We start from the raw sequence: 21,157 nt of genomic DNA, 5'->3' as shown, positions 1-21,157 counted from the left end.
CCGCCCGACGCCGACGCCCTGACCCGAGCCGGTACCGCCCATGACCGACACGCCCCCGATCCTCGTCGTGGACGACCAGGAGAAGCTCCTGAAGCTCGTCGTCATGCTGATGAACCGCCTCGGCTTCCCCGAGGTCGAGGGCGTGACGAGCGGGCCGGACGCGCTGGCGCTGATGCGCGAGCGCCGCTTCGCCCTCGTGATCGCCGACCTCGACATGGAGCCGATGGACGGGATCGCGCTGCTCCGGGAGATCCGGGGCGACGACGCCCTGATGAACACCCCCTTCATCCTCACCGAATCGTCGTTCGACTTCGAGGACATCAACGTCGCCCATCAGGCGGGGGCGGACGCCTTCATCCTCAAGCCGTTCGACATGTCGGTGCTGAAGAGCAAGCTGAAGCAGGTGCTCAACCGCAAGCCGCGCCGGCGCGAGGCGCCGCTGGCCACGGAATCGACGCTGAGCGTCGACTTCCCGATGCTCGGCAAGTTCTGAGGCCTCAGCCCGCGCTCTTCTGGTAATCCTTCACGTCGGTGAAGCGGATCTTCTCCCAGCGCTCCTCCTCGTAGCGGAGCGAGAACGCGGTCGTCGCCATGAAGACGGGGGCGCCGTCGAGGTCGCTCGCCATCGAGGAGCCGTGCGCACCGATGAACCGGTCGAGCTCGGCCTCGGTGTCCGCGGAGATCCAGCGGCAGACCGTGAAGCGGGTGGCGTCGTAATCCACCGGCAGCCCGTACTCCGCCTGGAGGCGCTCCTTCAGCACGTCGAGCTGGAGCGCGCCGACCACGCCGACGATGGCCTGCGAGCCGTCATGCGGCAGGAAGACCTGCACGACGCCCTCCTCGCCCATCTGCTGGAGGGCCTCGCGCAGCTTCTTCGCCTTCATCGCGTCGGTGAGCTTCACGCGGCGCAGGATCTCGGGGGCGAAGCTCGGCACGCCGCGGAAGACGAGTTCCTCCCCCTCGGTGAGCGTGTCGCCGATGCGCAGGGTGCCGTGGTTCGGGATGCCGACGACGTCGCCGGCGAAGGCCTCGTCGGCGATGGCGCGGTCCTGCGCGAAGAAGAATTGCGGCGCGGAGAGCGAGATCGGCTTGCCGGTGCGGACGAGCCGGGCCTTCATCCCGCGGTTCAGCCGGCCCGAGCAGACCCGCATGAAGGCGATGCGATCCCGGTGGTTCGGGTCCATGTTCGCCTGGATCTTGAAGACGAAGCCGGTCATGCGCGGCTCGGTCGGCTCGACCTGCCGCTTGTCGGCGTCCTGCCCGCGCGGGGGCGGGGCGAAGCGGGCGAGCCCGTCGATGAGGTCGCGCACGCCGAAATTGCGCAAGGCCGAGCCGAAGAACACGGGCGTCAGGTGCCCTTCCCGGAAAGCCTCCAGGTCGAACGCCTTGAGGCCGCCCTCGGCGAGTTCCGCCTCCTCGCGCCAGCCGGCCGCCTCGCCGTCCTCGGTGAGGAGCTGGTCGAAGAGCGGGTCGTCGAGCCCAGAGACGGCGACCAGACCGGCATCGTCCGCGGCGTCGAGCCGGCGAACCCGGTTCGAGCCGAGCTCGTAGGTGCCCGCGAAGCTGCGCCCGCGGCCGATCGGCCAGGTGACCGGCGCCACGTCGAGGGCGAGGGTCTTCTCGATCTCGTCCAGGAGATCGAACGGGTCCCGGGCCTCGCGGTCGAGCTTGTTGACGAAGGTGACGATCGGGATGTCGCGCAGGCGGCAGACCTCGAAGAGCTTGCGCGTGCGCGCCTCGATGCCCTTGGCCGCGTCGATCACCATCACGGCCGAGTCGACTGCCGTCAGCGTCCGGTAGGTGTCCTCCGAGAAGTCCTCGTGGCCCGGCGTGTCGAGCAGGTTGAAGACGCAATCGCCGTACTCGAAGGTCATCACCGAGGTGACGACCGAGATGCCGCGCTCCTTCTCGATGCCCATCCAGTCGGAGCGGGTCGAGACGCGGTTGCGCTTGGCCTTCACCTCGCCGGCAAGCTGGATGGCGCCGCCGAACAGCAGCAGCTTCTCGGTGAGCGTGGTCTTACCCGCGTCCGGGTGCGAGATGATCGCGAAGGTGCGGCGCCGGGAAACCGGATCGGCGGGTGCCTTGGGCTCGGCCTTGGCTTCGCCCGGGTTCTGCGTCTGCATCAGCATGGCGGACAACGGCTCTCGCGCCCCGCGCGGGGCGTTCGTCTTCTCGGACCGACGGGTGTCCAGGAATCGCGCCCGGCCGCAGCCGGGCGCCGTGAGGCGCTATGTATGGTCATTGCGGCGGATTGGCAAAGGCGGCGCCCGTCAGCCGCGGCCGATATAGGGCATCTTGGTCGCCACCACCGTCATGAACTGGACGTTGGCCGCGAGCGGCAGCCCGGCCATGTAGACGACGGCGTGGGCGACGTGGGCCGCGTCCATCACGGGCTCCGGCCGCATGGATCCGTCAGCCTGCCGGGCGCCCTCCGCGAAGGCGCGCGTCATGTCGGTCTCGGCGTTGCCGACGTCGATCTGGCCGCAGGCGATGTCGTGGGCGCGCCCGTCCAGCGACGTGGCGCGGGTGAGTCCGGTGATCGCGTGCTTCGTCGCCGCGTAGGGCGCCGAGTTGGGCCGCGGCACCTGCGCGGCGATCGAGCCGTTGTTGATGATCCGCCCGCCGCGCGGGTCCTGCGCCTTCATCGTCCGGAACGCGGCCCGGGTGCAGAGGAAGGCGCCGGTGAGGTTCGTGTCGACGCTCGCCCGCCAATCCTCCAGGCTCACCGCGTCGATCGCGACGGCCGGCGTGAACACGCCCGCATTGTTGAACAGCACGTCCACCCGCCCGAAGGCCCGCACCGTCTCGGCGAACAGGCGGTCGACGGAATCCGGATCGGTCACGTCCGTCGCGAGCGGCAGCGCGTCGGCGCCGATCTCGGCCGCGAGGCTCTCCAGCGGGTCCCGTCGCCGGCCGGCGAGAGCCAACGCGTATCCGGCTCGCCCGAGCCCCAGCGCCACCGCCCGGCCGATGCCGGATCCCGCACCCGTCACGATCGCCACCGGCTTGTTCATCTCGGCATCCTCCTCACGCACCCGATCCCGCATCCCTGTTGCCTCCGGCCGCGCCGCCGTCTAGACAGCGCGGGCCGATGGTGGGGCGTCGCCAAGTGGTAAGGCAGCGGTTTTTGGTACCGCCATTCCCAGGTTCGAATCCTGGCGCCCCAGCCAATTTCCCGCCCCAGCCAAAGTCACACCGAGCATCGACGGAACCGAGGTTCGAGTCATCCGACGTGGGGGGTCGGCCGCGCACCGCGCGTGCCGGGCGAATTCCGAGCGGGGATGCGGAAGCTAGGCCGGGCGCCGCTCCGGGGGTGCCGGCAGATCCTCTCGGTCGCCCAGGAGGCGGCGGCCGGAGACGAGGACCTGAACGATGTGCGCCCCGGCGCCGAAGGCGCGAGCCCGGGTCTCGAGCTGTCGCAGCTCCGCGACGAGTTCCGCCTTGGGCCGGCTCGCATCGCTCAGCGCACTCACGACGAGTTCCGTGACGGCCCGCTTCAGCGGCGCCACCTCGTGCACATCGAACTTGAACAATTCCTGCATCGGCGCTGCCCGAACGCCCTGCGGCAGAGGATGCGCGCGGGCTCTGATCAAGGTTCGGAGTCACCAAGGATTGCGCTTGAACTGTGACGGGCCCGATCTTGTCCCCTCTCCGCGCGATCACGGAGCGAATTGGTACGAAACAACGTCCCGCCGAGTGCGCCTCGTCTGCAACGATACATTGAGATCGGCGGAGCGCCGGGCGCTCAGGGACGCGCCAAGCCGAGCGCCGCCGCCACGACCGCGTCGGCGCGCGCGTGGTGGAGCATGTGGCCGACACCGTCGAGCGCATCGTGGCGCGCGCCGGGGATGAGGCGCGCCGCGGTGCGACCGTGCAGGTGCGGGCTCACGACGAGATCGGCATTCCCCGTCAGAACGTGCACCGGGCAGCGGCAGGTCGCGTAGGCGAACGCGCTCCGGGTCAGGCCCGGCCAGAGCGCCGCGGCATCCTCCCCGTTCGCGATCATCGCCTCCGGCCGACGCGCGTAGGCGAACGGGAAACGGGCGGCGAACACCTCCGGCATGCGCTGGGGCAGAAACATCGCCCGCCAGAGGAGCGGCAGCAGCGCCGAATCGAGGGCCGCGCCGGGGCCGTGGGCGAGCATGTCGCCGGAGATCGACACTGCGCGCGGTCCGAACAGAACCTGCTCGAGCCGCGCCTCCGGAAAGCAGATGGGGGCAAGCGCCAGCACGCCCGCCAGGGCCTCAGGCCGCCCGAGGCCGAGGGCGAGCGCCACGGCCCCGCCGAAGGAATGCCCGGCGACGAGCGGTCTGCGCAGGCCGAGCGCGTCCATCGCTTCGCCGAGGATCTCGGCCTGGCGCCAGGGCGTCGCGTCGGCGAGGCGCGCCCGCGAGCTCCCGCCGTGGCCGGGTCGGTCGAAGGCGATCACGCGGAAATGGCGGGCGAGCACGGACATCGGCCCGAGCCACATGTCGTCCAGCACCATCAGCGCGCCGTGGATCAGGACGAGGTCCGGCCCCTCGCCCGCCTCGACATAGGCGACGCGGTGCCCGGACGGCGTCGTGACGACGGCGCGCGCGACGGGGTCGGAGGGACCGAGGGCGGGGACGTGCGGTCGCGACGCGTTCTCGCGAGCCTGCACCAGCGGCTGATCCATCAAAACCTCGTTCGGAATGGCACCCGCGTCACGGGCGTCGCTCGGGCAACCGCCCCGTCGCCCGCCGGTTGCGCGCTGCGACGCCGCGTCTCCACCGGATGTCCACTTTGCAGAACGCGCAGCATGGTCCTATCAGAGCCGGCCCGCGGATCGATCCGGCTGCGCAGGGCCCAGCCGCCGCCTCATTCCAGCCCGGAGCCGCCACCGCGATGCGGGATGCAAACGCCATCGACTTCTGGCGGGGCCTCGCCCTCGTGACGATCTTCATCAATCACATCCCGGGCAACACCTTCGAGCGCTACACCTATTCGCAGTACGGCATCTCCGACGCGGCCGAGCTGTTCGTGTTCCTGGCCGGCTGGTCGATCGGCATCGCCACCCGGAGCCGAGACGGCCGTCCCGAGCCGGCGTCGCGCTCGGTGCTGCGGTTGATGTCGCGCACGATCGAGGTCTACCGGGCACAGATCACCGTCATGGCGATCGCGCTCGCCATGATCGCGGGGACCGCCCTCCTCCTCGACAACCCGCTCATCCTCGAATGGCACAATGCCGGCACCTTCTTCGCCGATCCGATCCAAACGATCGTCGGTGTGGTGCTGCTCACGCATCAGCTCGGCTTCTTCAACATCCTGCCGCTCTACGTCGTGCTGCTCGGCATCGCGCCATTCTTCATCCTGCTGGCGCGGGTGAGCCGCGTCGCGGCGCTCGTCCTCTCCGCCGGCCTCTACCTCACGAGCCTCGTGGAGGAATGGAACCTGCCCTCCTGGCCCGGCCAGGGCGACTGGTTCTTCGATCCGCTCTGCTGGCAGCTCCTGCTCGTGCTCGGCTTCGTGCTGGAGGACTGGAACCGGCAATCGGACACCCTGCGCCGCCTCTCGCGCCGGCTGATGCCCCTCGGGATCGCTCTCGTGCTGCTCGGCATCGTCCTCTCGGTGCTCGAGCTGCGGCCGGACCCGCTCCTCGTGCCCGAGCCGCGCCTCATTTTCGACTTCGACAAGACCTATCTCTCGCCCGCGCGGCTAATCCATTTCCTCGGCGTGCTGCTCGCATTCCAGGCGGTCTATCCTGTCCTGGCGCCGCGGATCGGGATGGTCGTTCAGTATTTCACGAGCCTCGGCCGGAACTCGCTTGCGGTGTTCTCCATGGGCTCGGTATTCAGTCTGGCCGGACAGCTCTTGCGGTTCTGGACAGGTGGTGGCCTCCTGATCGACCTGTCCATCGTCGCTTTCGGTTTGTTCGCACTGGGTTTCACCGCATGGTTCGTCGAGTGGCGTTCCCGCAGACCGCGGATCCAGACGTGAGAACGACGATGCGCGGCCTCCGGCCGGTCCTGCTCCCGCTCGTGGCGCTTTTGCAGATCGGGTCCGCCCTTGCGCAGGCGCCGGAAGCGCCGCCGGAGCCGCCGCGCCCGGCACCCACCGTCGTCTCGCCGCCGACCGCCGCCGCGGCGCCGGCCGGCGAGCCCCTCGACCCGAGCCTCTCGCCCGAGTGCCGGGTTCCGGGCTCGAAGCTCTACACGCTGGCCAAGCTCCAGTCGGTGAAGGCAGCGCTCAAGGAGAAGCGGCCCGTGCGGGTGCTCGCGGTCGGCTCGAACTCGGCCGGTCCCGGCGCCTCGGCGAGCTATCCCGTGAAGCTCGAGACGGCGCTGGAGCGCTCTCTGCCCGACGTCGACGTCGTCGTGGAAGCCCGCGGCCTCCAGGGCGAGATCGCCTCCGGCGCCGCCGAGCGGCTGCGCAGCATGGTGGCGGACGTGGAGCCCGATCTCGTGGTCTGGCAGGTGGGTACGCACGACGCGTTGGCCCGTGTGGAGCTCGACTCCTTCGCCGACGCCCTCGACGACACGGTGAAGTGGATCAAATCCCACGACATCGACGTCGTTCTGGTCGATCCCGTCTACACCGCCAGCCTCGCGCAGGACGAGTACTACCTCAGCATCGTCCGCAAGGTGCAGGAGGTGGCGGCCCGCGAGGGCGTGCCGCTGGTGCAGCGCTACGCCGCCATGCGCTTCCTCTCCGGCCGCACCGACAAGGGCGAGGACCACATGCTCGGCCGCCAGTTCCGGTTGAACGATCTCGGCCTGCGCTGCATGGCCGAGCACGTCACCCGCGCGATCACGCTCTCGCTCCTCCAGCCCGACACGACCGGCACCGCCGGGCCCGTCCTCGGCAAGAGCCTGCTGCCCGGCGTCAAGGATGGAATCCCCGGTCCACAGGTGAATCCCACCCCCGACGCCCATTGAGGCCTCCCCGAGGGGTTCTCTTAACCCGCCCGCAAGAGGGGATCCTTTAAGCGGTCCTGTCGGGCTCGCCGCCCTCGCGCTGCTCGGGGTGTCGGCATGGCTGCGGGTCTCAGAACAAGCCGGGAGGTCGGCGCGGCCGGCGGCGGGGCGGATGCCCGGTTCGGGCCCGTCGTCCCGCCGCGCTCCCCCTCCCGCACGGGCGCGGTGAGCACCGCCCCCGCGCGACTCCCGCGTCTCGCCCTCGATCGCCTCCGCTCCGTCCGGGCGGGGCCGGCCCGCGCAGCGCTCGACGTCTTCGCGATCCGCATCCTCGCGGCTGGCCTCGCCTACGGCGCGCAGGTGCTGATGGCACGCCTGATGGGCGGCGCCGAGTACGGCGTCTTCGCGACCGTCTGGGTCTGGGTGGCGATCCTCGGCCACGCGGCGACCCTCGGCCTCTCGCAGGGCGCCTGCCGCTTCCTGCCGGCGGCGCAGGCGCGCGGGGAGCTTGCCGAGACGCGCGGCTTCCTCGTCGCCGCGTCCGCGGTGACCGCCTTCGTCGGCCTCTCACTCGCCGTGCTCGGCCTCGGGCTCGTCGCCCTCGCGGACTCGCCGATCGGCGGTGCGTACGCCCTGCCCATCCTCATCGCGGCGCTCGTCCTGCCGCTCTTCGCCCTGCAGGATCTATGCGAAGGGATCGCCCGCAGCCAGAACTGGGCGGTGCTGGCGATCGGGCCGACCTACCTGCTGCGGCAGGGCCTCGTGATGGGCGCGATGATCGTCGCGATCCTGGCCGGGGCGCCGGCGGAGGCGTGGGTCGCGCTCGCGTGCACGCTGGTGGCGACCGGCCTGTCCGCCTTCGTGCAGGCGGTCCTGCTCCTGCGCCGGCTGCGGGGCGTCGTCCCGCCCGGCCCGCGTCGGTTCCGATGGCGCGCCTGGCTCGGCGCCTGCCTGCCGATCGCGGCGACAGACCTCGCCGGAGCCGCCTTCGGCTTCATCGACGTGGTCATCCTCGCTGTCCTGATGCCGCCGGAAGCGGTCGGCCTCTACTTCGCGGCGACGCGCATCCAGCAATTCGTGCTGTTCGTGCATTTCGCGGCCTCGGCGGCCACCGCCCAGCGCTTCAGCGCCGCGCACGCCCTCGGGGACCGGGCGGCGCTCGCGGGCCTCGTCGGCACGCAGGCGCGCGCCACCTTCGCGGCGACGTCCGTCGTCGGCCTGGGGCTCGTCACGGTGGGACCGCTCCTCCTCGGCCTGTTCGGGCCCGACTTCGCGGCGAGCCTGACGCCGCTCGCGATCCTCGTCGCCGGGAGCGTCGCGGCGAGCCTGTTCGGCCCGGGCGAAGATCTCTTGACCATGCTCGGCGGCGAGCGGCTCTGCGCCGCGATCACGCTCGGCATGCTCGCCGTCGCCGCGGGCGCGAGCTTCCTTCTCATCCCCCCGTTGGGCGTGGCGGGCGCGGCTCTCGCGATGGCGGCCGCCACGGTGCTGCGCGGCTTCGCCCTGGCGCTCGCCGCGCGCGCCGTGCACGGGCTCGCGACGCCGGTCTGGGCGGGGCTTCGAGGAACGACGCGATCATGATCCCTCTGCCCCGAACCGGCGCGCTCCGCACCGAGATCATCAGCCTTGCCGAACTCGACCGCTCGGCAGCCGCATGGGACGCGCTCGTGCGGCGCGCGCAGCGGTCGCACCCGCATTTCAGCCGCCACGTCCTCGCAGCGCACCGGGCGGCGGGCCTCGCCCCAGAATCCGCGCGCGTCGTCACGGTCTGGCGGGGGAACCGGCTCGAAGCCGCCCTGCCCTTCGCGCTGCGCCGCGACCTCTCCGGCCTCGGCGCACGCACCGCGCGCCCCTTCCTCTCGGCCTTCGTCACCGCCACGGCGCCGCTCGTCGCCGCGGACGGCGATCCAGCCGAGATCCTGGCCGCTCTCAGCGACGGGCTTGCCGCCGCCACGGGCAGCCAGGCGTGGCGCTGGCCGCTGCTGCCGACGGGTTCACCCGGCGGCGCAGCCCTCCTGGCAGCCCTGCGGGACGCGGGCTGGGCCATCGGCACGGTCTCGTGCTTCGATCGACCGGTCTTGGAGCGGCGCCCGACCTACCAAGCCTTCCTCGACGGGCATCCGCACCGGTCGCGCCTGAAGGACCTGCGGCGACGTGAGCGCCGCATGGCGGATCTCGGCGTGGTCGCGTTCGAGACGGCGACCGGCGGCGAGGCCCTGACCCGGTCGGTCGAGGCGTTCCTGCGGCTCGAACGATCCGGCTGGAAGGGTTCGGCCGGCACGGCGATGGCCTGCAGCCCGGCGACGGCAGCGCTGGCCCGCGCTCTCTTCGCGGAGGGCGCAGGACCCGTGCAGCCCCGCGCCGACACCCTGAGCCTCGACGGGCAGCCGGTCGCGATCAGCCTCGCCCTGGTGGCGGGAAGGACCGCCACGCTCCTCAAGACCGCCTTCGACGAGGATCGGCGGGCGCTCGCGCCCGGCCTCCTCCTCGAGGAGCGGATCGTGCGCGCGATGCACGACACGGGTTTCGCGGACAGGCTCGATTCGGCGACCCTGTCGGGCTCGGCCCTCGAGAGCTTGTACCGGGACCGGGAGAGCGTGGCGGACGTGATCGCCCTCCCCCCGGCTGCGGCGGCCTCCCGCTGGAGCGCCGCCTGCGCCTCGCGCGCTTCGAGGAGGCGGCGCGGATCGAGGCGAAGCGCCTCCTGCGCCGCAGCTGAGGGTTCCGGTCGCCCCTCAGGCGACCCTGCGGGGCACGAGGCGCTCGCTGCCGAGCGCCTCCTCGGCCCCGGACACGCCGGCCTCGGTGTATTCCGCGTCCTCGTTGACGCTCCAGATGTCGTGTCGACGGTGGCCGGCGAGGATGTTCTCGACGGTCAGCATCGCCGTCATCATCGCGTGGTCCTGGTTGTTGTACTTGTGCATGCCGTTGCGGCCGACGAGGTGCAGGGTCGGGAAATCCCGCTCCAGCTCCAGGCGCACCATCGCGACGTTCTGGCGGTAATCCTCGTCGTAGACCGGGTAAGCCTTCGGCTGGCGCACCACGCAGGCGTCCACGACGTCCTCGGGCGCGATCAGGCCGATCTTGCCGATCTCGCGCTTGGCGAGCGCCACGAGGTCGGCGTCCGAGGACGTCCAGAGCCCGTCGCCCTCGAAGCAGAAATACTCGAGCCCGAGGCAGGTGTGGTCGGCGTCCGGCACCATCTCGGGCGACCAGGAGCGGAAGTTCTGCACGCGCCCGACGAGAACCGACGGGTCGTGAATGTAGATCCAGTTGTCCGGGAAATCGGCGCGGCTGCGCGCGATCAGCGCCACCGTGAGGAAGTCGCGATATTGCAGGGCGCGGGCCTGGAAGGTGCTCATCGGGCGCGGCTTGATCGCCTCGACCAGTTCCCGCACGGGCGCCGACGAGATCGCGTGGCGTGCCGTGTAGGTCTCCCGCGAGCCGTCCCCGCGCTGGACCGAGACCGTCCACACGCCGGTCGCCGCGTCGTAGCTGAGGCCGTCGACGCCGCGGTCGAGCAGCACCCGCCCGCCCTGGGCGGCGATCTTGGCCGCGGCCGCCTCCCACATCATGCCGGGGCCGCGGCGCGGATAGCGGAACGACTCGATCAGCGTCTTGATCACCGGCTCGCCCGGCTTTGCACGCGGCTTCAAGCCGAGCGAGCGGATCAGCGCGTCGCGGATCGCCGCGCCGAGGTCGAGGCCCTTGATTCGCTGCGCCGCCCAGTCGGCCGAGATCGCGTCGCAGGACATGCCCCACACCTTCTCGGTGTAGGTCTTGAAGAAGATCGAGAACAGGCGCTCGCCGAACTGGTTGCGGACCCACTCGTGGAAGCTCCGCGGCTCCCGGATCGGGCGCGCCCGCGCGTAGAGGTAGGACGCGACACAGGCCGCGCTCTGGAGGAGGCCGAGATTTCTCAGCGCCTCGAACGCCTTGAGCGGGTAGGCGTAGTATTTGCCCTTGTAGTAGATCCGCGACAGGCGCGGGCGCTCGATGAAATCGTCGGGCAGGATCTCGTCCCAGAGATCGACCACGGCCTTCGCCTTGGAGAAGAAACGGTGGCCGCCGATGTCGAACAGGTAGCCATTGTGCGAGACGGTGCGGCTGATGCCGCCGACCTGATGCGGGTCGCGTTCGAGGACGAGCACGTCGCGCCCGTGCTTCGACAGCAGATATCCGGCCGTGAGCCCGGCGGGACCGGCGCCGATGACCAGCGTCTCGGTGTGGTAGCTCATTCGCTGCTCCGGCATCGGGGCCCCTCGGCCCTAGCGCCGACACGGCGCAGTTCGCTGGAGAGCTTGCAGGCCGGATGGTTAAGGAAGCGCTCAAGCGCGCGGCGCCCGCGCGCGTTCCGCAGGATTGACCGCAGCTTAACCCGGCCGCGCTAGGCTTCCCCCGATCCCACGAACGCCGTCGAGAGGGCCGTCATGGCAGCGATCGAGACCTGTGCCCGGCGCGCGCCATGCTGAGCGCCGCCGCTCCGGACCTTGCCGGCGCGCGGCCCGCGCGGCTGAGCCCGAACCTGCTGCTCTGGCTCCTCGTCGCCGTCTCGGCGCTGACGCTCGTGACGCCGGCCGAGATCCTCGCGACGGTCGACCACCTCTCCGTGCGCGACACCGATGACGCCATGCGCCTCGCCGAGGTGCGCGACCTCGTGATGGGCCAGGGCTGGTTCGACAACACGCAGTACCGGTTCGTGCCGCCGGAGGGCGTGCCGAGCCACTGGTCGCGCCTCGTCGATGCGCCGATGGCGGCGCTTCTCTTGCTGCTGACCCCGCTTACCGGACAGGCGCTGGCGCTCGGGCTGACGGCGGCGTTCTGGCCGCCCGTCCTGCTCACGCTCTACGCCGTCGTTCTCCACCGGGGCGTGCGCACGGATTTCGGCCCGCAGACAGCGATGCTCGCCATCGTGGCGGCGCTGCAGACCTTCGGCCTGACGCTGCAATTTGCCCCGGGCCGGGTCGATCACCACAATGTCCAGCTCTTCGCGATGCTCGGCCTCGCCCTCTGCGTGATCCGGGGCGGGGGACGCGCGGGAACCGTTGCGGGCCTCGTCACCGCTCTCTCCCTCGCGGTCGGCCTGGAGGCGCTTCCCTTCATCGCGGTCGGCGCCCTGTTCCTGATGATCGACTGGGTGCGGCGCGGCCGCGAGCGCCTTCCGGCCTTCCTCGGCTTCGGCGCCAGTCTCGCCGTAGCGGCGCCCTTTCTCTACGCGCTCCAGACCGCGCCGCATCTCTGGCCGGTCGCGGCCTGCGACGCGCTCTCGCCGCCCTGGCTCTGGCTCGCGGCCGGGGGCGGCCTCACCGCGCTCACCTGCGCCGCCACGGACAGACGTCTCGCGACACCGCGGGCGCGTCTCGCCTTCGCCGGGATGCTCGGCATTCTCGTCGTCGCGGGCTTCGCCGCGTTCTACCCGGCCTGCCTCGGGGGTCCCTTCACCGGCATGCCGCGTCTCGTGAAGGAGAAGTGGCTCGACACCGTCAACGAGATGATCTCGCTCCGCAGCTTCGTCGCGCAGCAGCGCTGGGAGATCTTCGCTTTCTATCCGTCGCTGCTGGTCGCCAGCGTCGTTGCCACCGTCCGGGCGCACCGCGGCGCGCCGGAGCATCGCCGCTACTTCGCCGTCGCGGCCCTGTTCCTGTGGCCCGGCCTCGCCATCGGCATCGTCCAGTTCCGGGGCACCTACATCCCGATGGGCATCCTGCCCCTCGTCGCCGCGCCGGTCTTCGCGCGGGCAATCGCGCTGGCGGGTCCATCCGCGATCCCCCCGCGCGCCGGCTCGGCGCCGCGGCCCTCGCCCTCTCGCTGATCAGCACCGTCTGGACGCTGCCTTTCCACGCCGCCGCGCTCCTGCGGCCCCTCGAAATGGAAGACCGCGCCGGGACGGCCCTGCGCTGCCTGACGCCCGAGGCGGTGACGCCGCTCGCCGACCTGCCGCCGGGAACAATGCTCGCGCTGATCCGGATGGGCCCGGCGATCCTCCTGCACACGCCCCACGCGATCGTCGCCGCGCCCTACCACCGGGCGATCTCCGGCCTCGTCGCCGGCATCGAGGGCCTCGGCGGCAGCGAGGCGGACCTGCGCCGCCACGTGGCCGCGCGCGGCATCACCTATCTCGTCGCCTGCCCCGGACAGCCGGCCCTCGACATCGGACCGGAGAAGGCCTTCGCGACCCGGCTTGCCGAGGGCGAGGCGCCGCCCGCATGGCTCGAACCCTTGGACGTCCCCGGGACCTTCCTGAAGGTCTGGCGCGTGCGCTGATCCCGCGGCGGCGAAACCCGACGCGCGGCACCGCCGACGCGGGTGCGCCCGGGGCGCGTCTCAGCGCACGATCCGGTCGAGGCGGTTGTTGACGAAGAAGTACAGCTCCTTCGCGCCGGGCTCGTTGTAGAGCACCTGGACCTCGCGGCCCGAGCGCCCCTCCCCGACGAGCACGTCCGTCGGCGGCTTGCCCTTGAGGCGGACGAGGTCACACTCGCCGATGCCGGGCTCGATCGCGGCCGCTGCCCCTTGCGCGACTCCGCTGCACTGGCCGTCGGGCCCGAGCACCGGCCCGCTGAAGGTGGGCGCCGCCGGTGCCGGCGCCGGCGCACTCGGCGGAGGCGGGGGCGCGGCGCGCTCGGTGCTCTGGCAGGCGGTGAGCGCGGCTGCAATCAGGAGGATCGGCAGGGCTCGCGTTCTCTGCGCGGAGAATCTGGGCGTCACGGCAAGTCTTCGTGTCACGGCAAATCTTCGCGTCACGGCATGTCCTTGTGCGTCTCGCTGGCGGCCGGGGCCCCCTGCGGCTGCGGCGCACTCGCCCGTGCGCGCAGGGCCTCGGCGTAGAGATTGGCCACGTCCTGCCGGAAGGCGGCGCGGGCGTCCGGCCGGGAGTAGAACATGTGGCCGCCGGGATAAACGGCGAGGCTGAGCCGCTTGGCCCGGCCGTAGCTCGGCATCTGGTCGATGATCAGCTTCGAGGTGAAGTACGGCGTGACGAGGTCGGTGAAGCCGTGGGCGACGAGGACGCGCAGGTTGCCGTCGAGCGCCAGGACACCGCGGAGCGCCCCGACCGCCTCCGGCGCGCTGCGGCCGCCGCCCCAGGTCCAGCCGCGGTTGACCGCGCCGTTGAGGAGCTCGTAGCGCATGTTCGGCACCCGCCAGTTCAGCTGCTTGGCATAGAGGTCGATCATCGCGCTCGTCAGCGGCGCCTGGATCGCGGTCAGCAGCGGGTCCTCGAAGCCCGAATGCGGTGCGTTCGGTTCCGGGTCCCAGCCCGTGACGCCGGTGTCGTAGGCGCTGGCGACGCGCCCGGTCGCCCGGTCGATCTCCCGCTGCACGCTGTGCGCGGTCAGGCGGCCCGCCTGCGCCCGCACGAAGCCGGCGTCGAGCCCGGTGAGCGCGGCGACCTTGTCCGTGAGCCGCGACACAGCCTCGGAATCCGTCGGACCCTTCAGCAGGTCGGCGAGATAGGCGCCCGTCGCGTAGCTCTCGGCCTCCGCGAGGTTGGCGCGGTCCGGCACCGTGCCGCGCCGCTCCAGAGCCGCCGCGGCGAAGGAGGGCAGCCGCGTGACGTGGCCCCAGGGATTGGTGCGGGGCGGCTGCAGCCAGCCGAAATCGAGGACCGGCGAGAGCAGGACCATCCCGGACAGGCCGATCCCGACATCCTCCTGGAGCTTCGCGGCGATCAGCGGCCCGCGGAAGCCGCCGTAGCTCTCGCCGACGAAGAATTTCGGCGCGCCCATGCGATCGTTCGCCCGCAGGTAGCGGGCGATGGCGGCGGCGAGCACGGAAGCGTCGGAATCGATGCTCCAGTACTTCTTGGCGTCGCCGTCCGCGGCGCGGCTATAGCCGGTGCCGACCGGATCGATGAAGACGAGGTCGGTGAAGTCGAGCCAGGTCCCGTCGTTCGGCACGAGGCCGACCGGCTGCGAGGGGCTGATGCTCGCCCCGTCCGCAGGCAGACGCCAGGGTCCGATCGCGCCGATGTTGAGGTAGGCGGAGGCCGCGCCGGGGCCGCCGTTCAGGGCGAAGGTGACCGGACGCTCCGCCTCGCCCTGACGCGCGGGGCACGTGAAGGCGATGTAGGCGATCTCGGCCTGGAGCTTGCCCGCCTCGTCGACGAGGGGCAGGCTGCCGGCGACCGCCGTGAAGGTGAGGCTGCGCCCGTCCGGGAGGGTCACGCTGTGCTCGGTGGTCGAATCGGCCGGGAGCTTGCGGCCCTCGGGGCCGCGCTGCTCGGCCTGCCGCTGCGGAGGAGCACCCTGCGGGCCGCCCTGGGCTGCGAGCGGGCTCGGCCCGGAAAGGACGAGGGCCAGTGCGGCGGCCCAGGCTGCGAAGCGCGTCACGGCGTTCCTCCCATGCCGCGGCGGAGCGCGGTCTGTCACACTCGGACTCAGGCCTTCTTCTGCCAGCGCCCGCTCTCGTCCTGCTGCCAGTAGGCGACCGCGTGGCCGCCTTCCTTCGCCTGCTTCCACTGCTCGCGGGCGCGGAGCAGCGCGTCCTGATCGGTTCCGTCGAACAGGATGCAGATCCGCTCGTAGCTGCCGGCATCCGCGGGCAGGTCGGCTCCCTCGACGAGGAAGCGGATCGAGGCGGCGTTGGGGTTGGTGTCGCGCAGCGTCAGCACAACGGGCTGGCTCGCCGCGTCGGTGTCGCGGTCGGTAGCGTGGGGCAGGAAGCTGTCGTCGCTGAAGGTCCAGAGCTGGTCGTCGAGCGCCTGGAGCCGCTCCTCGCTCGCGGCCTGGACGGCGGCGCGCCAACGACGCTCCAGCGAGCGCTCCAGGAGGTTCGGCAGCACCTTCTCCAGGGGCTGGCGCTGCATGTGGTAGAACAGGATCTCGGTCACGGTCTCGATAGATAGGGTCCCCTCGCCGCGCCCGGAAGCACCGCGCCGCGTCTGCGCTCCGGACCGAGCGTCGCAGCGGCCCTTCAGGGCAGGATCAGATGGGGCACGAACAGGGCCCCGTCCGTCGTGATGAGCCCCGCGCTCTCGCGGATGCAGAGGCCGGCGGGCTCGTCGCCGACGATCCAGGACCCGATCACGGGGTATCGCCCATCGAAGTCCGGCAATTCGGCGAGGCCCTGGTGGACCGACCCTTCCGCGCCGTAAGGGCCGCCGCAGGCCGCGATGAGCGCGCCGTCGCGCCGGATCTCGATATTGGCGCCCTCGCGGGAGAGGATCGGCTTGCGCGCGAAGCTGCCCCCGAGCGCGGCCCGGGCTGGGTCGCTCTCGAAATAGGCGGGCAGCAGGTTCGGATGGTGCGGCGCCATCGCGTGAAGGTGCGGCAGCAGCCCCTTGCTCGACAGGACGGCCTTCCAGGGCGGCTCCAGAAAACGGGTCCCGGCATCCCCGACGTGTGACCCGAACGGGTCCCGGAACGCCCATTCCCACGGATACAGCTTGAACAGAGCGGGAATCGCCTGATTGTCCGGATCGACGAAGCGGCCATCCCCATCGAGGCCGATCTCGGAGAGATCGAGGAAGCGCGTGGCGAGGTCCGCCTGCCGGGCGCAATCCTCGAGATAGGCGACCGTGGCCCGATCCTCGGGGCGTCCACGTCACAGGCGAGCGCGAGATGGCCGCCTGGAACCACGGCGCGCAGGCGCCCGATCAGCCGTTCGTGGAGGATGTTGAACTGATCCGCCCCCGCTGGCAGGCGGCCGGCGGCGAGCATCTGCTCCAGCCACAGCCATTGGAAGACGGCGCTCTCGTAGAGGGCCGTCGGCGTGTCGGCATTGTATTCGAGGAGCTTCGCGGGGCCCGCGCCGCCGTAGCTCAGATCGAGGCGGCCGTAGAGGCTCGGGTCCCGTCGGCGCCAGCTCGCGCGGACGGCATCCCAGGCTGTTTCGGGGAGACCGAGCGAGACGAGGACGCGCTCGTCGTCGACCGCCCGGTCCACGAAGGCGAGGCAGAGCGCGTGGAGGTCCGCGCTCGCCGCCTCGATGTCCTGCTCGATCTCCGCGAGGCTGAATGCGTAGGCATGGCTCTCGTCCCAATAGGGCGCGCCGCCGATGCTGTGGAAGTGGAAGCCCGCTGCCGCGGCGGTCTCGCGCCAGTCGGGCCGCTCGCCGAGGCGGAGGCGGCGCATCAGCCGCCGCTGGAATGGGCGCGGCCGGTCGCGCCGAAGCCGCCAAACGAGACCGGGCGAACCGCGGCCGAGGAGACGCGCGCGCTGGCGCTGCGGCCGCCGCTGCCCGTCGCGATGCGGCCGCCCGAGCCGGTGCAGTAGCCGCCTCCGCCGCCATGCCCGGCGGCCTCCGGCGCGTGGTCGAAGACGGGCTGCGGCGGCAGATCCTGCTCGGCCCGCCGCCCGATCACGTAACCGGCCATGACGGGCAGGTAGCGGCCGCCCGGCGCCAGCCCGGCCGCGGTGTCGGCGAGGCAGTGGCCCCTGCCGTGGTGGCTCTCGCAGGCCGGCTCGCTGCTGTAGCGCGGGGCGGCGGAGGGGTAGGCCGCGCGGGCGGTGGCGTAGTCGCGCCGGCAATCCGCATCCGTGCGGATCCGCCCGGCGGCGCAGGCCTCGGCGCTCGGGTAGACCAGCACGTCCTCCTCGCGCTGCGAGGGATCGAGGGCGCCGAGCCCGATCGCCGCGGCACCGGCCCCGCACAGGAGCAAGAGGGAGATCGTCTGCGACCGCTTGGGTCCCGGCCAGCCCTCGGGCCGATCGGTGAGGATGCCGCCCTGCCGCGCCATCGCCCGGAACCTCCTCAGTAGGTCATCGCGGCGGCGTCGATGAGACCGCCGGCGATCGATGCCGCCGCGAGGAGGATGGCGCCCGCGACCTCTCCCCGCGCGATGCGCGCCGAGAGGTCCGGCACCAGGAGCCGGACGAGCCAGTAGATCAGGATCTGCACGACGAGGGCGACGAGGCCCCAGATGATGCAGTCGAGCAGCGTCTGCGCGTTGTAGATCGCCATCGAGAGCGGCAGGGCGTAGCCGATCAGGCTCGCGCCGAGGGCGATCGCGGCCGCGTTGTTGTCGGCCCGGATGAGCGCGATCTCCCTGTGGGGCGTCGCGGTGAGGTAGACCGCGAGATAGAGCCCGACGAGGCCGAGCGCCGCGGCGAAATAGGCCAGGAAGGCGGGAAGTCCGGAGATCGAGACCATCCCGCCGCGATCCTCAGACCAGCCGGCTCTGCTCGATCGCCGCGGCGATGAAGCCCTTGAACAGCGGGTGGGGCTCGAAGGGCCGCGACTTCAACTCGGGATGGAACTGCACGCCGATGAACCAGGGGTGCCCCTCGTGCTCGATCGTCTCGGGCAGGAGGCCGTCCGGGGAGGTGCCGGAGAAGCGCAGGCCCTTGGCCTCCAGACATTCGCGATAGGCCATGTTGACCTCGTAGCGGTGCCGGTGGCGCTCGGAGATCTCGGTCGCCCCGTAGATCTGCGCGATCTTCGAATCGGGCCGCAGATCGGCCTTGTAGGCGCCGAGCCGCATCGTGCCGCCGAGATTGCCCTCGGCCGCGCGCCGCTCCAGCTCGTTGCCCCGCAGCCACTCGGTCAGGAGCCCGACCACGGGCTCCGGGGTCTCGCCGAACTCGGTCGAATTGGCGTCCGCGATGCCGGCGAGCGAGCGCGCGGCCTCGATCACGGCCATCTGCATCCCGAAGCAGATGCCGAAATACGGAATCCTGCGCTCGCGGGCGTAGCGGGCCGCGCGGATCTTGCCCTCGGCGCCGCGCTGGCCGAAGCCGCCGGGCACGAGGATGCCGTTGAGTCCTTCGAGGAAGGGCGCCGGGTCCTCGCGCTCGAAGACCTCGGACTCGATCCATTCGAGGTTCACCTTCACCCGGTTGGCGATGCCGCCGTGGGTCAGCGCCTCGGTGAGCGATTTGTAGGCGTCCTTGAGCCCCGTGTACTTGCCGACGATGGCGATCGAGACCTCGCCCTCGGGGTTCCGCACCCGCTCGGAGATGGTGCGCCACTTCTCCAGCTTCGGCTCGGTGTCCGTGTCGATGCCGAAATGGGCCAGCACCTCGCGGTCGAGGCCGGCCTCCCGGTAGGAGAGCGGCACGTCGTAGATCGAGTCCACGTCGCGCGCCTCGATCACGGCCGTCTCGCGCACGTTGCAGAATAGCCCGAGCTTGCGCCGCTCGTCGGCGGGAATCGGCCGGTCGCAGCGGCAGAGCAGCATGTCGGGCTGGATGCCGATCGAGCGCAGCTCCTTCACGGAGTGCTGCGTCGGCTTCGTCTTCAGCTCGCCGGCCGACGGGATGTAGGGCAGGAGCGTCAGGTGCACGAAGGCGGTGGCGCCCCGGGGCAGTTCCTGGCTGAGCTGGCGGATCGCCTCGAAGAAGGGCAGTCCCTCGATGTCGCCGACCGTGCCGCCGATCTCGACGAGGACGAAGTCGAACTCCTCGTTGCCGTCGAGGACGAACGCCTTGATGGCGTTGGTGACGTGGGGGATCACCTGGATCGTGGCGCCGAGATAATCGCCCCGGCGCTCCTTGGTGATGATGTCGAGGTAGATCCGGCCCGTGGTGATGTTGTCGGCCCGCGTCGCCGGGACGCCGGTGAATCGCTCGTAATGCCCGAGGTCGAGGTCGGTCTCGGCGCCGTCGTCGGTGACGAAGACCTCGCCGTGCTGCGTCGGGCTCATCGTGCCCGGATCGACGTTCAGATAGGGGTCGAGCTTGCGGAGCCGGACCCTGTAGCCCCGGGCCTGCAGGAGGGCCGCGAGCGCCGCCGAGGCGAGACCTTTTCCGAGCGAGGAAACCACGCCGCCGGTGATGAAGACGTACCGCGTCATGGGCCTCGGTCCTTAACGAATGCTCGGTGATTTGCCAAACCGCAAAATGCTCGCGCCGCGCGATCCTTGTGGAACGCGCAACGCGAGGTTACGGCCTTGAAGGGGCGAGGAAATTCGGAGGCGACGCCGGGGCGATCCGAGGATCGGGCACCGGCGCCGGACCGTGCGGCCCGCCGCCGATCAGCGCGATTGCGGCGCGTCCGGCGGACCCGAGGGGGCCGGCGCAGGTGCGGCGGGGGCCGCGGGCGCGGGCGCCGCCGGAGCCTGCGTGCCGCCTTCGCTCCCGCCCTGGCGGCGGAGCGTGTCGAGCAGGTTGTCGGCGTTCGGGGCCGATGGCGCCGGCTGGCTCGTTCCCGCACCCTCCAGGATCGATTTCGGGGCCGCGCTCCGGTGCGAGAGAACGGCGAGCGTCATGCTGGTGGCGAAAAACAGGGCGGCGAGGATCGCGGTCGCCCGCGTCAGGGCATTCGCCTGCCCGCGCCCGGTCATGAAGCCGGAGACGCCTCCGCTGCCCCCGCCGCCGAGGCCGAGGCCGCCCTCGGAGCGCTGCAGCAGCACCACCGCGATGAGCGCGAGCACGATGAGAAGATGTACGACGATCAGGACGGTCTGCATCGAAATTCCAGAAGCGGCGTGCGCGGCCCGGCGACCCGACGGGCATCGGAAACGCAGGCGGAGCCGGCATCCCGAGACACCGGCCGCATAACCCGCGGGCCATTACACCAGATATGACCTGTCGCCAACCGCGCAACCGCGCGGTTCGGGTTCAGGCGTAGGCTGCGGCGATCCCGAGGAAATCCTCGGCGACGAGGCTCGCGCCGCCGACGAGGGCCCCGTCGACGTTCTCGACGGACATCAATTCGCGGGCGTTGCTGGGCTTCACGGAGCCGCCGTACAGGATGCGGATGCGACCTGCCTCCGGGCCGACGAGCTGCTCCAGCATCTCACGCAGCGACGCGTGCACCTCGGCGATGTCGGCCGGCGTCGGCGTGAGGCCGGTGCCGATCGCCCAAACCGGCTCGTAGGCGATCACCGTGTCGACCCCGGTTGCCCCCTTCGGCACGCCGATGGCGAGCTGCGCCCGCACGATGTCGAGGGTGCGGCCCTCCTCGCGCTCGTCCTTGGTCTCGCCCACGCAGATGATGCCGCAGAGGCCCGCCCGCCGGGCGCCGAGCGCCTTGGCGTGGACGCCGTCATCCGTCTCGTGGTGATAGGCGCGCCGCTCGGAATGGCCCACGATCACATAGGTCGCGCCGAGGTCGGCGAGCATCTCGGCCGAGATCGACCCCGTGAAGGCGCCGCTGGGCTTGGCGTGAAGGTTCTGGCCGCCGATGGCGATGTTGGAGCCCTCGGCCGCGGCGACGCAGGACGCGATCAGCGTCGAGGGCGGGCAGATCAGGAGGTCGATCCGCTCCGCGAGGTCGGGCGTCAGCCCGTGACGGACGGATTCAACCACAGCAATCGAACTGCGGGTTCCGTTCATCTTCCAGTTGCCTGCAACCAGAGGGCGCCGTCCCTGCCGTGTCATCGCTGTCCTTCGCGCTAC

The 21,157-nt window shown here is 71.2% G+C and carries 19 protein-coding genes, 1 tRNA gene and 2 pseudogenes; 8 read left to right on the top strand and 14 right to left on the bottom strand.

Going from position 1 to position 21,157, the window contains the following annotated elements; genetic code table 11:
• Window positions 1–40: 40 nt before the first annotated feature.
• Entirely contained in the window at window positions 41–493 is a 453-nt protein-coding gene (locus tag DK389_RS16885; RefSeq protein WP_109891284.1) for a response regulator, read from the top strand.
• 4 nt (window positions 494–497) lie between these two features.
• Here DK389_RS16885 and DK389_RS16880 read toward each other — a convergent pair whose 3' ends face one another.
• A complete protein-coding gene (locus DK389_RS16880; RefSeq protein WP_109891282.1) occupies window positions 498–2,132 on the bottom strand; it encodes a peptide chain release factor 3 in 1,635 nt (544 codons plus the stop codon).
• Between the two features lie 141 nt (window positions 2,133–2,273).
• Window positions 2,274–3,017: an SDR family oxidoreductase gene (locus tag DK389_RS16875; RefSeq protein WP_109896474.1), complete on the bottom strand. Its 744-nt coding sequence runs from the start codon at window positions 3,015–3,017 to the stop codon at window positions 2,274–2,276.
• A gap of 81 nt (window positions 3,018–3,098) precedes the next feature.
• On the opposite strand from DK389_RS16875, the gene DK389_RS16870 reads away from it, so the two are divergent.
• Window positions 3,099–3,173 (top strand) — tRNA-Gln (locus DK389_RS16870).
• Between the two features lie 120 nt (window positions 3,174–3,293).
• On the opposite strand, the gene DK389_RS16865 is transcribed toward DK389_RS16870, so the two are convergent.
• Window positions 3,294–3,536, bottom strand: coding sequence for a hypothetical protein (locus DK389_RS16865; protein WP_109891280.1), 243 nt, complete (start codon window positions 3,534–3,536; stop codon window positions 3,294–3,296).
• Window positions 3,537–3,748: 212 nt separating this feature from the next.
• Window positions 3,749–4,660, bottom strand: coding sequence for an alpha/beta fold hydrolase (locus DK389_RS16860; protein ID WP_109891278.1), 912 nt, complete (start codon window positions 4,658–4,660; stop codon window positions 3,749–3,751).
• 209 nt (window positions 4,661–4,869) lie between these two features.
• Between DK389_RS16860 and DK389_RS16855 the strand changes: the two genes are divergently transcribed.
• From DK389_RS16855 to DK389_RS16840, 4 genes and pseudogenes are all read left to right on the top strand, one after another.
• Complete coding sequence (locus DK389_RS16855; protein ID WP_109891276.1) at window positions 4,870–5,961, top strand: OpgC family protein; 1,092 nt, start codon at window positions 4,870–4,872, stop codon at window positions 5,959–5,961.
• Window positions 5,928–6,899, top strand: a complete 972-nt coding sequence (locus tag DK389_RS16850) for an SGNH/GDSL hydrolase family protein (RefSeq protein WP_418291949.1) — start codon at window positions 5,928–5,930, stop codon at window positions 6,897–6,899. The genes DK389_RS16855 and DK389_RS16850 overlap by 34 nt, the downstream gene beginning before the upstream one ends.
• 96 nt (window positions 6,900–6,995) lie before the next feature.
• Window positions 6,996–8,459 (top strand): oligosaccharide flippase family protein, encoded by a 1,464-nt coding sequence (locus DK389_RS16845; protein WP_109891274.1) that lies wholly within the window; start codon window positions 6,996–6,998, stop codon window positions 8,457–8,459.
• Window positions 8,456–9,349: pseudogene (locus DK389_RS16840) on the top strand (GNAT family N-acetyltransferase); the annotation flags it as partial. The gene DK389_RS16845 and the pseudogene DK389_RS16840, both read left to right, overlap by 4 nt.
• 264 nt (window positions 9,350–9,613) lie before the next feature.
• On the opposite strand, the gene DK389_RS16835 reads toward DK389_RS16840, so the two are convergent.
• The gene (locus DK389_RS16835) at window positions 9,614–11,116 is read right to left on the bottom strand and encodes an NAD(P)/FAD-dependent oxidoreductase (RefSeq protein ID WP_109891272.1); all 1,503 of its coding nucleotides are present in this window, start codon (window positions 11,114–11,116) and stop codon (window positions 9,614–9,616) included.
• A gap of 227 nt (window positions 11,117–11,343) precedes the next feature.
• Between DK389_RS16835 and DK389_RS16830 the strand changes: the two genes are divergently transcribed.
• Together DK389_RS16830 and DK389_RS34360 are read left to right on the top strand one after the other, a co-directional pair.
• The gene (locus tag DK389_RS16830; RefSeq protein WP_236960130.1) at window positions 11,344–12,690 is read left to right on the top strand and encodes a hypothetical protein; all 1,347 of its coding nucleotides are present in this window, start codon (window positions 11,344–11,346) and stop codon (window positions 12,688–12,690) included.
• Window positions 12,691–12,746: 56 nt separating this feature from the next.
• On the top strand, window positions 12,747–13,142 hold the full coding sequence (locus tag DK389_RS34360) for a hypothetical protein (RefSeq protein ID WP_236960129.1): 396 nt from the start codon (window positions 12,747–12,749) through the stop codon (window positions 13,140–13,142).
• 60 nt (window positions 13,143–13,202) lie between these two features.
• On the opposite strand, the gene DK389_RS16825 is transcribed toward DK389_RS34360, so the two are convergent.
• The 9 genes and pseudogenes from DK389_RS16825 to tpiA all read right to left on the bottom strand — a co-directional run bounded on the left by DK389_RS16825 (window position 13,203) and on the right by tpiA (window position 21,139).
• The gene (locus DK389_RS16825) at window positions 13,203–13,586 is read right to left on the bottom strand and encodes a hypothetical protein (RefSeq protein ID WP_109891270.1); all 384 of its coding nucleotides are present in this window, start codon (window positions 13,584–13,586) and stop codon (window positions 13,203–13,205) included.
• A gap of 32 nt (window positions 13,587–13,618) precedes the next feature.
• Window positions 13,619–15,208, bottom strand: a complete 1,590-nt coding sequence (locus tag DK389_RS16820) for a S10 family peptidase (protein WP_236960127.1) — start codon at window positions 15,206–15,208, stop codon at window positions 13,619–13,621.
• 47 nt (window positions 15,209–15,255) lie between these two features.
• Window positions 15,256–15,708, bottom strand: coding sequence for a DNA polymerase III subunit chi (locus tag DK389_RS16815; RefSeq protein ID WP_109891268.1), 453 nt, complete (start codon window positions 15,706–15,708; stop codon window positions 15,256–15,258).
• Window positions 15,709–15,791: 83 nt separating this feature from the next.
• Window positions 15,792–16,951, bottom strand: a pseudogene (locus tag DK389_RS16810) (glutathionylspermidine synthase family protein).
• Window positions 16,951–17,556: a DUF1190 domain-containing protein gene (locus tag DK389_RS16805; protein ID WP_109891266.1), complete on the bottom strand. Its 606-nt coding sequence runs from the start codon at window positions 17,554–17,556 to the stop codon at window positions 16,951–16,953. The pseudogene DK389_RS16810 and the gene DK389_RS16805 overlap by 1 nt, the downstream one beginning before the upstream one ends.
• 14 nt (window positions 17,557–17,570) lie before the next feature.
• Window positions 17,571–17,969 carry a DUF350 domain-containing protein gene (locus DK389_RS16800; RefSeq protein ID WP_109891264.1) on the bottom strand — a complete coding sequence of 133 codons (399 nt, stop codon included), beginning with the start codon at window positions 17,967–17,969 and terminating at the stop codon, window positions 17,571–17,573.
• Between the two features lie 13 nt (window positions 17,970–17,982).
• Window positions 17,983–19,611 (bottom strand): CTP synthase, encoded by a 1,629-nt coding sequence (locus DK389_RS16795; RefSeq protein ID WP_109891262.1) that lies wholly within the window; start codon window positions 19,609–19,611, stop codon window positions 17,983–17,985.
• Between the two features lie 180 nt (window positions 19,612–19,791).
• On the bottom strand, window positions 19,792–20,226 hold the full coding sequence (secG, locus tag DK389_RS16790; protein ID WP_109891260.1) for a preprotein translocase subunit SecG: 435 nt from the start codon (window positions 20,224–20,226) through the stop codon (window positions 19,792–19,794).
• Window positions 20,227–20,377: 151 nt separating this feature from the next.
• Entirely contained in the window at window positions 20,378–21,139 is a 762-nt protein-coding gene (gene tpiA / locus DK389_RS16785) for a triose-phosphate isomerase (protein ID WP_109891258.1), read from the bottom strand.
• Between the last annotated feature and the right edge of the window lie 18 nt (window positions 21,140–21,157).

Source organism: Methylobacterium durans (assembly GCF_003173715.1).
Classification (GTDB): domain Bacteria; phylum Pseudomonadota; class Alphaproteobacteria; order Rhizobiales; family Beijerinckiaceae; genus Methylobacterium; species Methylobacterium durans.
The sequence above is the reverse complement of the archived record's forward strand: the minus strand, read 5'-3'. Positions and strand labels throughout refer to the sequence as shown.